The sequence below is a fragment of the Streptomyces sp. 63XJN7_1_ISO-PGPR-S23-121 genome (assembly GCF_056173025.1).
In genome coordinates this window covers 1,497,267-1,510,553 of the sequence record NZ_CM149653.1, presented here as the reverse complement: position 1 = coordinate 1,510,553, position 13,287 = coordinate 1,497,267, and the positions used below count along the sequence as shown (strand labels likewise).

Genomic DNA, 13,287 nt, shown 5'->3' with positions numbered 1-13,287 from the left:
TTTACGGCTCTCAGTCGTCTTCGTTGTCGCCGAAGTCGGGGCGGACGTCGCGGGCGGCCATGATCTCGTCGTTGGAGGTGCCGGCGGCGACCATCGGCCAGACCATCGCGTCCTCGTGGACGATGAAGTCGACGACGACGGGACGGTCGTTGACGGAATTCGCTTCCTCGATGACCTTGTCGAGGTCGGCGGGGTCCTCGCAGCGGATGGCGTAGCAGCCCATGGCCTCCGACAGCTTGACGAAGTCGGGGACGCGGGTGCCGCGGGCGTCCGGGTTGACGTCCTCGGGGCCGGAGTGCAGCACCGTGTTGGAGTACCGCTGGTTGTAGAACAGGGTCTGCCACTGGCGGACCATCCCGAGGGCGCCGTTGTTGATGACGGCGACCTTGATCGGGATGTTGTTCAGGGCGCAGGTGGTCAGTTCCTGGTTGGTCATCTGGAAGCAGCCGTCGCCGTCGATCGCCCAGACGACGCGGTCGGGCCGGCCGGCCTTGGCGCCCATGGCGGCCGGGACGGCGTAGCCCATGGTCCCGGCGCCGCCCGAGTTCAGCCAGGTGGCGGGCTGCTCGTACTGGACGAAGTGCGCGGCCCACATCTGGTGCTGGCCGACGCCGGCCGCGAAGATCGTGCCCTCGGGCGCGAGCTGACCGATGCGCTCGATGACCGCCTGCGGGGAGAGCGAGCCGTCCCCGGGCTGGTCGTAGCCGAGGGGGTAGGTGTCGCGCCAGCGGCTGAGGTCCTTCCACCAGGCGGTGTAGTCGCCCCGGTTGCCCTCGCTGTGCTCCTTCTGGACGGCCTGGACCAGGTCGGCGACGACCTCGCGGGCGTCGCCGACGATCGGCACGTCGGCCTCGCGGTTCTTGCCGATCTCGGCGGGGTCGATGTCGGCGTGGACGATCTTGGCGTGCGGGGCGAAGCTGTCCAGCTTGCCGGTGACGCGGTCGTCGAAGCGGGCTCCGAGGGCGACGATCAGGTCGGCCTTCTGCAGCGCGGTGACGGCGGTGACCGCACCGTGCATGCCCGGCATTCCCACGTGCAGCGGGTGGCTGTCGGGGAATGCGCCGAGCGCCATCAGGGTGGTGGTGACGGGCGCTCCGGTGAGTTCGGCGAGGACCTTCAGCTCCGCGGTGGCCTGGGCCTTGAGGACACCGCCGCCGACGTAGAGCACGGGGCGCTTCGCGGCGCTGATCAGCTTGGCCGCCTCGCGGATCTGCTTGGCGTGCGGCTTGGTGACCGGACGGTAGCCGGGCAGGTCCAGGGCCGGCGGCCAGGAGAAGGTCGTCTGCGACTGCAGCACGTCCTTCGGGATGTCGACGAGGACCGGGCCGGGGCGGCCGGTCGAGGCGATGTGGAACGCCTCCGCGATCGTCTTCGGGATGTCCTCGGCCCTGGTGACCAGGAAGCTGTGCTTGGTGATCGGCATCGTGATGCCGACGATGTCCGCCTCCTGGAAGGCGTCCGTGCCGATCGCCTTGGTGACGACCTGGCCGGTGATCGCGACCAGCGGCACCGAGTCCATGTTCGCGTCGGCGATCGGTGTCACCAGGTTGGTGGCGCCGGGACCCGAGGTCGCCATGCAGACGCCGACCTTCCCGGTGGCCTGCGCGTACCCCGTGGCCGCGTGGCCCGCACCCTGCTCGTGACGGACGAGCACGTGGCGCACCCGGCTGGAGTCCATCATCGGGTCGTACGCCGGGAGGATCGTGCCCCCGGGAATGCCGAACACGGTGTCGACCCCGACCTCCTCAAGCGAGCGGATGAGGGACTTCGCACCCGTGACGTGCTCGGGGGCGGACTGTCCTCCGGATCGGGGCCGCGGCTGCGGGTGATGGGCCCCGGTGGCCTGCTCGGTCATCGGCATTCTCTTCTCGATGCTGAGGGTTTTTGCGAGGATTGGGCGATCTGCGGCTGTTGCTCGGCAGGTGCCTGTGCAACAAAAAACCCCTCGTGCCATAAGGCAAGCGAGGGGAGCGCGCCGGGTGTGGGTCGCGGGGAGTCCGGGTCGGTCCGGACGTCACCTGCTTCAGCCGACGCGCTTTCCAAGTACGAGAATTCGGGTGCGCATGGCACTGACCCTCCCCCCGGCACGCACCCACTGTCAAGTGGGTGGGACGGGCGTCTCAGCATGTGAGCGGAGGGCCGTACCGCCTCCCAGGGCGACCGGCAGTGCGGAGCCGACGGCGCCGGTGAACACCCCCGCGCCGCCGCCCGCGTACACCGGTTCGGCCGGACCGTGCGGCACCGCGTAGTGGCCGGTTCCGAGCGCCCTGCGCAGCCGGTGCTCGTCCAGCGGCCCGGAGAAGGCCATGCCCTGACCGTGCGTGCAGCCCATCGCCCGCAGGGCGGCGATCTGCTCGGGCACGTCCACCCCGTCGGCCACGGAGGTGAGTCCGAGGTCGCCGGCGATGCGCAGCAGCCCACTGGTGATCTTGTGCAGCCGGGCGGACTCGACGACGCCCTCGACCAGGCTGCGGTCCAGCTTGAGGACGTCGACGGGGAGCCGCCGCAGGGCGGTGATCGCCGCGTGGCCGCTGCCGAAACCGTCGAGGGTGATCCGGACGCCGACCCGCCGCAGGGCGCTCAGCCTGCGCTCCAACTCGTCCAGGCCGACCCGCGGGTCGGTGTCGGACAGCTCGATCATCAGGGAGCCCGGCGGCAGTCCGTGCCGGGTCAGCAGGGCCTCGACGGAGCCCAGCGGCATGGAGCGGTCGAGCAGCCGGCGGGCGCCGATGCGCACGGTCACCGGCACGGACAGGCCGGCCGCCGCCCGCTCCGCGGCCTGCTCGACGGCCTCCTGGAGCACCCAGCGGTCCAGCTCGGCCGTCCTGTCGCCGCCCTCGGCCACCCGCAGGAACTCGGCGGGGGTGAACAGCACGCCCTGGGACGAGCGCCAGCGCGCCTGGGCGCAGACGGACGCGATCCGGCCGTCCGTCAGCGACACCACCGGCTGGTGCAGCAGCGCGAACTCGCCGTCGTGCAGCGCGGCCCGCAGCCGCCCGGCCAGCTCGGCCTTGCGTACGACGTCCTGCTGCATCTGCGGTCTGTACAGCTCGACGCGCCCCTTGCCGCCGGCCTTGGCGCGGTACATGGCGAGATCGGCGTTGCGCAGCAGTTCACCGGCGCCCAGGCCCGGTTCGGCGAAGGCGACGCCGATGGAGGCGTTGACGCGGACATCGTTGCCGTCGATGAGGTAGGGCTGCGAGAGGGTGACTCTGAGGCGGTCGGCGAGCTCCAGGATGTGGCCCTCGCGCGCGGTGCGGTCGCGGGTGCCGTCCCCGGCGATCAGGGCGGCGAACTCGTCGCCGCCCAGCCGGGATGCGGTGTCCCCCTTGCGGACGGCCTCCTGGAGTCTGCGCGCGGCCTGGACGAGGAGCTCGTCGCCGGCCTGGTGCCCGATGGTGTCGTTGACCGCCTTGAAGCCGTCGAGGTCGATGAAGAGCACCGCCGTACCGCGCAGGGCGGCGCCCCGGTCGCAGGCGCGGCGGCCGGACAGGGCCTGCTGGACGCGCCGGGTGAACAGGGCGCGGTTGGGCAGGTCGGTGAGCGGGTCGTGCTCGGCGTTGTGCTGGAGCTGCGCCTGGAGGCGCACTCTCTCGGTGACGTCCCGGCTGTTGAAGATGAGGCCGCCGTGGTGCCTGTTGACGGTCGACTCGACGTTGAGCCAGCCGCCGCCCCCGGACCGGAATCGGCACTCGATGCGCGTGGTCGGCTCACCGACCGGGTCGGCGGCGAGGAAGCGGCGCACCTCGTGCACCACGCAGCCGAGGTCCTCCGGGTGGATGAGCCCCGCCAGTTCGCTGCCGACGAGGTCCTCCGCCGGACGGCCGTAGACCCCGGCGGCGGCCGGGGAGACGTAGCGGAGGATGCCGTTGGGCGCGGCGATCATGATGACGTCGCTGGAGCCCTGCACCAGGGAGCGGAAGTGGTTCTCCTTCTGGGCCAGTTCCTGGGTGAGGGTGATGTTGTCCAGCAGCATGATGCCCTGGCGCACGACCAGCGCGAGCACCACCGTGCCGCAGGTCAGGAGCACCACCCGGTCGACGCTGCGGCCGTTGAGGACGTTGTAGAGGATGCCGAGGGTGCAGACCGCGGCGGCGAGGTAGGGCGTGAGCGCGGCCAGCGACCCGGCGATGGGCCGGGCGGCCGGATAGCGGCCGTGCTCGTCGCCCGGTGTCGGCGGGGGCTGGGGGCCGGGCACCGGACGCGGGCCCGGGGTGCGCCGGCCGGGCACGTGCTCGCGGACCACGCGGGTGGGTCCGCCGGACCCGTCCTCGTCCTGGGCCCGTCCCCGCCACGTCGCGGCCCAGGGGGCGTACGCGAGGAGCAGCGAGCCCGCGAACCAGCCGGCGTCGAGCAACTGGCCGGAGCGGTAGCTGTTGTGCAGCAGCGGCGAGGTGAACAGCGCGTCGCACATCACCGTCAGGGCCAGCGCGCCGATGGCGGTGTTGACCGTGGACCGTCCCACGGGCAGTCGCCGGAAGTGCAGCGCGAGCACCATGCTGATCAGGGCGATGTCGAGCAGGGGATACGCCACCGAGAGCGCGGCGTGCGCCACGCTGGAACCGCCCTCCGCCTTGGCCGCCTGGGCGAGGGCCAGGCTCCAGGCCAGGGTCAGCAGCGAACCGCCGATCAGCCAGGCGTCCAGGCCGAGGCAGATCCAGCCCGCCTTGGTCACCGGCCGCTTGGCCAGCACCAGCAGCCCCACGATGGCGGGCGGCGCGAAGCACAGGAAGAACAGGTCGGCATAGCTGGGGCTGGGCACCGGCTGCCGCAGGACGACCTCGTACCACCCCCAGACCAGGTTCCCCAGGGCCGCCATCGCCGAGGAGAGGGCGAACAGGAGCCAGGCGGGCCGGAACCGGACCCGCCGCCGTCGGGCGTAGAGGAGGCAGGAGACGGCGGCGGCGCCCGCGGCGGCGCTCAGCCCGAAGTCGCCCATGACCGTCGCGACGTACTCGGAGCCCCAGCCGAAGGCGGAGCCCACGGCGTACCCCGCGCAGACCAGGGCCAGGGTGAGCTGGCGGACGAGGGCGGGCCCGCCGACGGCCGGCGTCGGCGCGGGCGTAGGGGGTTCGGACGCGGGCGGCGTCCGCGTCGCTCCGTCCAGCGTGGGCACGGTCGTGGGCGGACTCACCGGGGCCTCCCGGTCCGCGCCGCCGCGTCCCGCGCGGCGGGGTGCGCCTGGGGCGCCGCTCCCCGGCGGCCGCTGTGCCGGTGCTGGTGATGACCGCGCCGACCGCGACGGCCACCGTGGTGGCCGGGCCGGCCGCGCCTGAGCGTGGCCGTGCGCCAGGGTCGCCGGCGGCGGCTCCGCCGCGTCGGGTCGTTCGTCCATAGGCCGTGCATCGCCCGTCGCCCCCCTCACAGTCCGAGTTGTCCGTCCCCGGCGCCGAACGGTCCGCGGCGCATCCCCTGTCGGACGATACACCAGTCTCGTCACTCAGGGACATAGCTTCTCTACGCTCCGTGACGAGCAGGGACTATGCGGGTACCCACCGCGCCCGGAAGGTCGCGGAGGGTACCCGAAACGGATTACCCGCCCGTCGTCAGGATCACGTTGCGCAGCGGCTCGTGGTTCACGAATCGGGTCAACTGGTCCACCAGCAACCGCTCGGCGCGCGGCAGGAAGGCGGACGTCGGCCCGCCGGCGTGCGGGCTGACGAGCACTCCCGGAGCCTGCCACAGGGGGTGGCCCGGCGGCAGCGGTTCGGGGTCGGTGACGTCGAGGGCGGCGGTGAGGCGTCCGCTCTCCAGTTCGGCGAGCAGCGCCTTGGTGTCGACGACGGGGCCGCGCGCCACGTTGACGAGCAGGGCGCCGTCCCTCATCCGGGCCAGGAAGTCCGCGTTCACGAGGCCGCGGGTCTCCTCGGTGAGCGGCGTGGAGAGGACGACGACGTCCGCCTCCGGGAGCAGGGCGGGCAGTTCGGTGAGCGGGTGCACCGGACCGCGCGCCGTGGTGCGGGCGGAGCGCGCGACGCGCGCCACCCGCGCGACCTCGAACGGCACGAGCCGGTCCTCGATCGCGGCGCCGATCGATCCGTATCCGACGACGAGCACGTTCCGGTCGGCGAGCGCCGGCCGGAAGCCGCCGAGCCACTCGCCCCGGTCCTGCGCCCGCACGAAGTCGGGGACACCGCGCAGCGACGCCAGGATCAGGGCCAGGGTCAGCTCCGCGGTGCTGGCCTCGTGCACACCGCGCGCGTTGCACAGGCGCACGCCCGCGGGAAGACGGGCGAGCCCCGGCTCCACGTGGTCGATGCCGGCGGACAGCGTCTGGACGACCTGGACGGACCGCATGCGCGGCAGCGGACGCGTCCCTATGCCGCTGGGCTTCATGTAGGGGACGACGTAGAACGCGCAGTCGGCCGGGTCGGCGGGGAAGTCCTCCTCGCCGTTCCAGTAACGGTAGGCGGGGCCCTCGGGGAGACCCTCGATCTCGTCCGGCGGGATGGGCAGCCACACGTCAGCAGTCATGTCAGGAGGCTATGTCAGGGCCGTGGAACGGCAGAGGTTAGGTTGGGTGGCCTGACGAGGGAGGGTCACGACCAGGTGGAGCGCAGGACGATCGGCGCGACGGCACTCGCGGTGGGGGCCGTCGGACTGGGGTGCATGCCGATGAACTGGGCGTACAGCGCGTCGCGGCAGCGGGGCGACGAGTCGGTCAGGGCGGTGCACCGGGCCCTCGACCTGGGCGTCTCCCTGCTGGACACGGCGGACATGTACGGCCCGTTCACCAACGAGCTGCTGCTGGGGCGGGTGTTGAAGGAGCGGCGCTCGGACGCGTTCGTGTCGACGAAGGTCGGACTGCTCGTCGGTGATCAGCACATCGTGGCCAACGGCCGCCCCGGCTATGTGAAGCGCGCCTGCGACGCCTCCCTGCGCCGGCTGCAGACGGACGTCATCGACCTCTACCAGTTGCACCGCCCCGATCCGGAGGTGCCCGTCGAGGAGACCTGGGGCGCCATGGCGGAGCTGGTGAGGGCCGGGAAGGTACGGGCGTTGGGGCTCTGCGCGGTCGGTGCCCGATCGGCCCGGCGGCCGGGCGCGCGGCTGCACGACGCGACGGTGCGGCAACTGGAGCGGGTGCAGCAGGTCTTCCCGGTGAGCGCCGTGCAGGCCGAGCTGTCGGTGTGGTCGCCGGAGGCGCTGCGGACGCTGCTGCCGTGGTGCGGGAGCCGGGGCGTCGGCCTCCTCGCCGCGATGCCGCTCGGCAACGGCTTCCTGACCGGCACGCTGACGCCCGGGCAGGGCTTCGAACCGGAGGACCTGCGCGCCCGGCACCCCCGTTTCACCGCCGATATGATGGCCGCGAACCAGCCGATCGTGGCCGGCCTGCGCCGGATCGCGGCCCGGCACGGCGACGAGGTCACGCCGGCGCAGGTGGCCCTGGCCTGGGTGCTGGCGCAGGGGCACCACGTGGTGCCGGTGCCGGGGACCAAGCGGGAGTGCTGGGTGACGCAGAACGCGGGGGCGGCCTCGCTGCGGCTGACCGAGCGGGATCTGGCGGAGATCCGCGAGCTGCCGCCGGCGCAGGGCTCGTGGGACTGAGACGGTTCCCCGGGTACGGGATTCGGTGACCGGGAACCTGGAGGGGCCCGGCGGTGTATGACAGGGGAGAACCCGCCGCGTCGAAGGGACTCACATCGTGCGACGTCGATCCGTGACGGCCGTGCTGGCCGCCGCCCTGCTGCTGACGGCCGGCTGCTCCTCCGACGGGGAGCCGTCGGGCGCCGAGGGCAGCGCCTCCGCGAGCCGCCCGGCGGCGGCGTCGTCGCCTCCGGGCCGGGCCACAGAGGAGACACCGCCCGCGAAGGGCTCGGTGAAGGTGGTCCGCACGGTCGCCACGGGCCTGAAGAGCCCGTGGGGCCTGGCGCCGCTGCCCGGCGGCGGCCTGCTGGTCTCCTCGCGCGACGAGGCCGTGATCACGCACGTAGACGAGAAGACGGGCCGCACGACGGAGCTCGGCGAGGTGCCCGGGGTGTCGCCGGCCGGGGAGGGCGGCCTGCTGGGCATCGCCCTGTCCCCCGACTACGCGTCGGACCACCTGATCTACGCGTACCTCACCTCGGCCTCGGACAACCGCATCGTGCGCATGCTGTACGACGCGAAGAAGCCGGCGGGCCGGCAGCTGGGTGCCCCGGACACGGTGTTCAAGGGCATCCCCAAGGGCGTCGTCCACAACGGCGGCCGGATCGCCTTCGGGCCGGACGGGATGCTGTACGCGGGCACGGGCGAGAGCGGCGAGAGGGGCCTGGCGCAGGACAGGAAGTCCCTCGGCGGCAAGATCCTGCGCCTCACTCCGGAGGGCGAGGCGGCGCCCGGCAACCCGTTCCCGGACTCGCCCGTGTACTCGTACGGCCACCGCAACGTGCAGGGGCTGGCCTGGGACTCCCGGCAGCGGCTGTTCGCCTCGGAGTTCGGGCAGGAGACCTGGGACGAGCTGAACGCGATCGCTCCCGGGGGCAACTACGGCTGGCCGGAGGCGGAGGGCAGGTCCGGCGACCCCGCCTTCCGCGACCCGGTCGCCCAGTGGCACACCGACGAGGCCTCGCCCAGCGGCATCGCCTACGCCGAGGGCTGCGTCTGGATGGCGGGCCTGCGCGGTGAGCGGCTGTGGCGCGTTCCGCTGCAGGGCACGCGGGCCTCGGCCGGCCCGCAGGCGTTCCTGGAGGGCGAGTACGGGCGGCTGCGCACGGTGGCCGCGGCGGGCGGCGACAAGCTGTGGCTCGTGACCAGCAACACGGACGGCCGGGGCGACGCGAAGGACGGGGACGACCGGATCCTGGAGCTGGAGGTGTCGTGAGCGGCGCCCGTCAGCCGTTCGGCCGGTCCTCGTCCGGCGGGTCCCCGGCGGTCTCCTCCGGTCCGGACTCCGGCTTCCCGGACGGCGCCGGGTGGACGACGACCCTGCCCGACGCGAGGTCTATCGGGCCCCGGCCCGGATCGCCGTCGCCGACGTCCTCCCGGGTCAGTTCGAGCCGGTTCTGCTCGTCGCGGGTGTGCTTGCGGCCGGGGGCGAACAACTCGTCGAAAGCGTTGAACACGCGGCCTCCCTCGATCGGCGTCCTTCCAGCGTAAGCCTCAGCCCGCCGGATGCGGCGTGGGCGTCCCGGCCGGGAACAGCACCAGCCGGTGCGCCAGGGCGGCCGCCTCGCCGCGGCCCGAGACGCCGAGCTTGGCCAGGATGTTGGACACGTGGACGCTGGCGGTCTTGGGCGAGATGAAGAGCTCCTCGGCGATCTGGCGGTTGGTGCGGCCGTCGGCGACCAGGCGCAGGACGTCGCGTTCCCGGCTGGTGAGACCGAGGGCGCCGGCCGGGTCGGCGGGTGCGGGGGCCGGTTCGGCGGCGCGGCCGAGGACGAGCCCGGCACGCTGGGCGAGCACGGTCACGGCGTCGCCGAGCGGGCGGGCGCCGAGGTGGCGGGCGACGGTGCGGGCGAGGCGGAGCAGTTCCGTGGCGCGGGCCCGCTCGTCGTCGCCGCCGGCGGCCAGCAGGGCGGCGGCCAGCCGGTGGCGGACGCGGGCGAGTTCGTAGGGCCGCTCCAGGGACTCGAACGCGGTGACCGTCTCCGACCAGTTCCGTGCGGTGTCCCGGCCGCGGGCGCGGTCGAGTTCGGCGCGTACCCACCGCTCGTGGGCGAACCAGACCGGGGCGCCCGTGGTGAGCGACTTGGCGGCCCGGGCGAGGCGGTCGAGCACCTCGGCGCGGCCCTCGGCGGCCGCCGGCGAGTCCTGTGCGTCGGCCTCGGCCTCGGCGGCGGCCAGCAGCAGGGGCCAGCCGTAGCGCTGGGTGCCGGGCGGGAAGCCGGCCGCCAGGGCCCGGTCGAGTTCGGTCCGGGCGTCGAGGACGCGTCCCTCGGCGGCGGCGAGGCCGATGGCGAGGGCGGCCAGCGGCAGGTGGTTCTGCGGCGTGGGGTTGTGCGTGCCGTAGGCGGCGCGGGCCTCGGCGAGCAGCCGGGCGGCCTCGGCCGTCTCGCCGCGGGCGAGCGCGACGACGGCCCGCTTGAGGCAGGCGCCGCCGCGCGGTGCCGGTCCCCGGCCCGGGGCCCCGGCGGTGAGCGCGGCCTCGATCGCCTCGTCCCAGCGGCCGAGGGAGATGAGGGACTCGGCGAGGTTGCCCCACACCCATGCCTCGGACTCCAGCAGCCCGGTCCGGCGGGTGAGGTCGATGCCCTCGCGCAGGATGCCGACCGCCTCCTCGGAGCGGCCGACGCCCTCCAGGACGGAGGGCAGGTTCACATGGCTGCGGGCCACCACGATCGACTGCCCCTGCGCCACGACCCGGTCCCTGACCTGGTACATCTCGGCGAGGCCCGCGTCGATGTGGCCGGCGTCGACCATCAGCCCGCCGAGGGTGAGCCGGGCGTTGAGCTCGATGTCGGCGGCGCCCACCATCCGCGCGTACTCCACGGCGCGTTCCGCGGCGGTCACGGCGTCCGGACCGGGATGGTGGAGCATCGACCAGTTCGCGGCCATGGCCAGCACCTCGGCGTGCACCTTGGACGGCGGCAGGCCGCGGACCAGTTCCTGGGCGATGCCGAGTTCCCGCCGGCCGTCGCCGCGGCCCTGGGCCTGCACCAGCAGGGAGCGCTGCGTCCAGAACCAGGCGGCGCGCTGCGGGTCCCGTCCGCTCGGCCGGCCGTCGGGGCCGGCGTCCTGCTCCTCCTCCAGCAGGCGCAGCGCCCGCTTGGTGATCTTCAGCGCCCGCTCGCGTTCGCCGCACAGCCGTCCGGCGACGGCGGCCTCGGCCATCAGGTCCAGGTAGCGCAGGGGCGCGGTCTCCGGGTGGCACCCGCAGGGCGGATAGACCTCGGTGTGGTCGACGGGACGCAGGGTGGCGCGTACGTCGTCGGGGACGGAGTCCCAGAGCTCCATGGCCCGTTCCAGCAGCCGGAGCTGCTCGGAGTAGGCGTGCCGGCGGCGGGCTTCCACGGAGGCGTCCAGTACGGCGGGCAGGGCCCGGGCCGGGTCGTGGGCGTGGTACCAGTAGCTGGCCAGGCGCATCACGCGCTCGGCGGCGGGCACCAGCGTCGGATCGGCGTCCAGGGCCTCGGCGTAGCGGCGGTTGAGGCGCGAGCGCTCGCCGGGGAGCAGGTCGTCGGCGACGGCCTCGCGGACCAGGGAGTGCCGGAAGCGGTAGCCGTCGCCGTCGGGCGCGGGGAGCAGGAGGTTGGCGTTCACGGCGGTGCGCAGTGCCTCGATGAGGTCGTCCTCGGCGAGGCCGGCGACGGCGGCGAGCAGCCGGTACTCGACGGTGGAGCCGCCCTCGGCGACGATCCGGGCGACCCGCTGCGCGCTCTCGGACAGGGCTTCGACGCGGACCAGGAGCAGGTCGCGCAGGGAGTCGGTGAGGCCGGTGCAGCAGCCCTCGTGGGCGGCGACGGCGAGCTCCTCGACGAAGAAGGCGTTGCCGTCGGAGCGTTCGAAGATCTCGTCGACCTGGAGCGGGTCGGGTTCCTGGGCGAGGATGCCGGCGACCTGGCGGCCGACCTCGTCGCGGGTGAAGCGGCCGAGCTCGATGCGGCGGACGGTACGCAGGCGGTCGAGTTCGGCGAGGAGGGGGCGCAGCGGGTGGCGGCGGTGGATGTCGTCGGAGCGGTACGTGGCCAGGACGACGAGGCGGCCGGTGCGCAGGGTGCGGAAGAGGTAGGCGATGAGGTGGCGGGTGGAGGCGTCGGCCCAGTGCAGGTCCTCGAGGACGAGGACGACGGTCTGCCGGGCGGCGACGCGCTCCAGCAGACGGGCGGTGAGCTCGAAGAGGCGGGCCATGCTCTCCTCGTCGTGCCGTCCGCCGCCGGCGCCCGGGGCGGTCTCGCCCAGTTCGGGCAGCAGCCGGGCCAGTTCCTCCTCCTGGCCCGCGGCGGCGTCGGCCAGCTCCCCGGGCAGTTCGCGGCGCAGGGCGCGCAGAGCGGTGGAGAAGGGGGCGAAGGGCAGGCCGTCGGCGCCGATCTCGACGCAGCCGCCGACCGCGACGACGGCGCCCTGCCGGCGGGCGGCGGTGGCGAACTCCTCGACGAGCCGGGTCTTGCCTACGCCCGCCTCGCCGCCGAGCAGCAGGGCCTGCGGCTCTCCCCCGCCGCCGGACGCCCGGGCGGTGTTCCCGCCCCCGGCGCGGACGAGTGAGTCGTGCAACGTGTCCAGTTCGCTCGCGCGGCCGACGAACACGGGACTGACGGACCTGGTCTCCACGCGCCCGAGCATCGCACGCGGGTCCGGCGCCGGGGCACGGGTTTTCGCCAGGCGGACGGCGACCGGCACGACGACGGGGAGGGAGGCCGTGCGGCCTCCCTCCCCGGTGCCCCTGTTCACGCGATGCCGGCGAACCGGTGCCGGCGCGGCCGGGACCTATGGCTCTCCGCCGGGGCGGCGTCCTGGCGGGCATCCCGGCGGGCGGCGCGGCGGGCGCGGACGGCCTCGCGGGCCAGCCTCGCCTGGTCGGCCCGGCGGACCAGTTCGGCGGCGCGGAGCTGCTGGACCTCGTACTCGTACATGGTGTGTCCCTTGGTGAGAGGTGGTGGTGTCGCTTGCTGCGATGCCTCAACCTTCGTCTCCCAGGGGGGTCTGCCACATCGGGCAGGTTCCGCATCTTCGGCGCCCGGGCGGGGCCTTAGACGCGGATGAGGGGCCTTAGGGCGCGCGCCGGGGGCGCGTGGCTGCCCTAAGACCCCTCACGGGCCGCGGGGACGTCAGCCCACGGACGGCACGGCCATCAGCACGTCGGTGTACTTGAGCACGGCGAGGATCAGGCCGATCACGCCCAGCGCGACGCCGGCCCAGGAGACCGACTTGATCCACGCGGCCTGCGGCTTGCCGGGCGCGCCGAACGCGGGCCGGACCAGCACCACGACGCCGACGATCAGCGCGACCAGGGCGAACAGGCCGCCCCACAGCGCCGTGGCCTGCCAGGCGTCGCCGTAGCCCTTCTCGAGCATGGTCTGGACGTCGGAGGACTGGGTCGTCTCCAGCTGCCCGAAGACCTGCTCTCGAGCGGAGGCCACGGTGCCGACCCAGCTCCCGGTGAGCGACACGATGCCCAGCCCGGCGGAGACGACGGCACCGGCGCCCTGGCCGACGCCCGTCGGGCCGTCCTTCTCGACGGCACCCGCGTCGGCGTCGGTGTCGGCGTCGGTCCTGTCCACCGCGGGGTCGTCGACCGCGGTGGCGTCACCGTCCGCGGCCGGGTTCTCGGTGGCGTCGGTCGCGGCCACCTTGTCCAGGTCGGTCCTGCCGGCGGTCTCGTCCACTGTGTTCGTTCCCATGCCTCGCACCGTACGGACGCTCTCTGAG

Annotated in this window: 9 protein-coding genes; 2 read left to right on the top strand and 7 right to left on the bottom strand. The window is 73.8% G+C overall.

Annotated features, from left to right (window positions below; all coding sequences use genetic code 11):
• Positions 1-10: 10 nt before the first annotated feature.
• The 3 genes from AC0VYN_RS07015 to AC0VYN_RS07005 all read right to left on the bottom strand — a co-directional run bounded on the left by AC0VYN_RS07015 (position 11) and on the right by AC0VYN_RS07005 (position 6,474).
• The gene (locus AC0VYN_RS07015) at positions 11-1,855 is read right to left on the bottom strand and encodes an acetolactate synthase large subunit (RefSeq protein WP_475535233.1); all 1,845 of its coding nucleotides are present in this window, start codon (positions 1,853-1,855) and stop codon (positions 11-13) included.
• Positions 1,856-2,098: 243 nt separating this feature from the next.
• Positions 2,099-5,134, bottom strand: a complete 3,036-nt coding sequence (locus AC0VYN_RS07010) for a putative bifunctional diguanylate cyclase/phosphodiesterase (protein ID WP_475535232.1) — start codon at positions 5,132-5,134, stop codon at positions 2,099-2,101.
• Between the two features lie 398 nt (positions 5,135-5,532).
• Positions 5,533-6,474 (bottom strand): 2-hydroxyacid dehydrogenase, encoded by a 942-nt coding sequence (locus AC0VYN_RS07005; protein ID WP_475535231.1) that lies wholly within the window; start codon positions 6,472-6,474, stop codon positions 5,533-5,535.
• Between the two features lie 75 nt (positions 6,475-6,549).
• Here AC0VYN_RS07005 and AC0VYN_RS07000 point away from each other — a divergent pair, with 75 nt between their 5' ends.
• Both AC0VYN_RS07000 and AC0VYN_RS06995 read left to right on the top strand, forming a co-directional pair.
• The gene (locus AC0VYN_RS07000; RefSeq protein ID WP_475535230.1) at positions 6,550-7,548 is read left to right on the top strand and encodes an aldo/keto reductase; all 999 of its coding nucleotides are present in this window, start codon (positions 6,550-6,552) and stop codon (positions 7,546-7,548) included.
• Positions 7,549-7,645: 97 nt separating this feature from the next.
• Positions 7,646-8,803: a PQQ-dependent sugar dehydrogenase gene (locus AC0VYN_RS06995; RefSeq protein ID WP_475535229.1), complete on the top strand. Its 1,158-nt coding sequence runs from the start codon at positions 7,646-7,648 to the stop codon at positions 8,801-8,803.
• 10 nt (positions 8,804-8,813) lie between these two features.
• Here AC0VYN_RS06995 and AC0VYN_RS06990 read toward each other — a convergent pair whose 3' ends face one another.
• The 4 genes from AC0VYN_RS06990 to AC0VYN_RS06975 all read right to left on the bottom strand — a co-directional run bounded on the left by AC0VYN_RS06990 (position 8,814) and on the right by AC0VYN_RS06975 (position 13,259).
• A complete protein-coding gene (locus tag AC0VYN_RS06990) occupies positions 8,814-9,044 on the bottom strand; it encodes a DUF6191 domain-containing protein (RefSeq protein ID WP_385462644.1) in 231 nt (76 codons plus the stop codon).
• Between the two features lie 37 nt (positions 9,045-9,081).
• Complete coding sequence (locus tag AC0VYN_RS06985) at positions 9,082-12,201, bottom strand: helix-turn-helix transcriptional regulator (protein ID WP_475536825.1); 3,120 nt, start codon at positions 12,199-12,201, stop codon at positions 9,082-9,084.
• 104 nt (positions 12,202-12,305) lie between these two features.
• The gene (locus AC0VYN_RS06980) at positions 12,306-12,491 is read right to left on the bottom strand and encodes a hypothetical protein (protein WP_385462650.1); all 186 of its coding nucleotides are present in this window, start codon (positions 12,489-12,491) and stop codon (positions 12,306-12,308) included.
• Between the two features lie 195 nt (positions 12,492-12,686).
• Positions 12,687-13,259 carry a hypothetical protein gene (locus AC0VYN_RS06975; protein ID WP_475535228.1) on the bottom strand — a complete coding sequence of 191 codons (573 nt, stop codon included), beginning with the start codon at positions 13,257-13,259 and terminating at the stop codon, positions 12,687-12,689.
• Positions 13,260-13,287 lie beyond the last annotated feature (28 nt).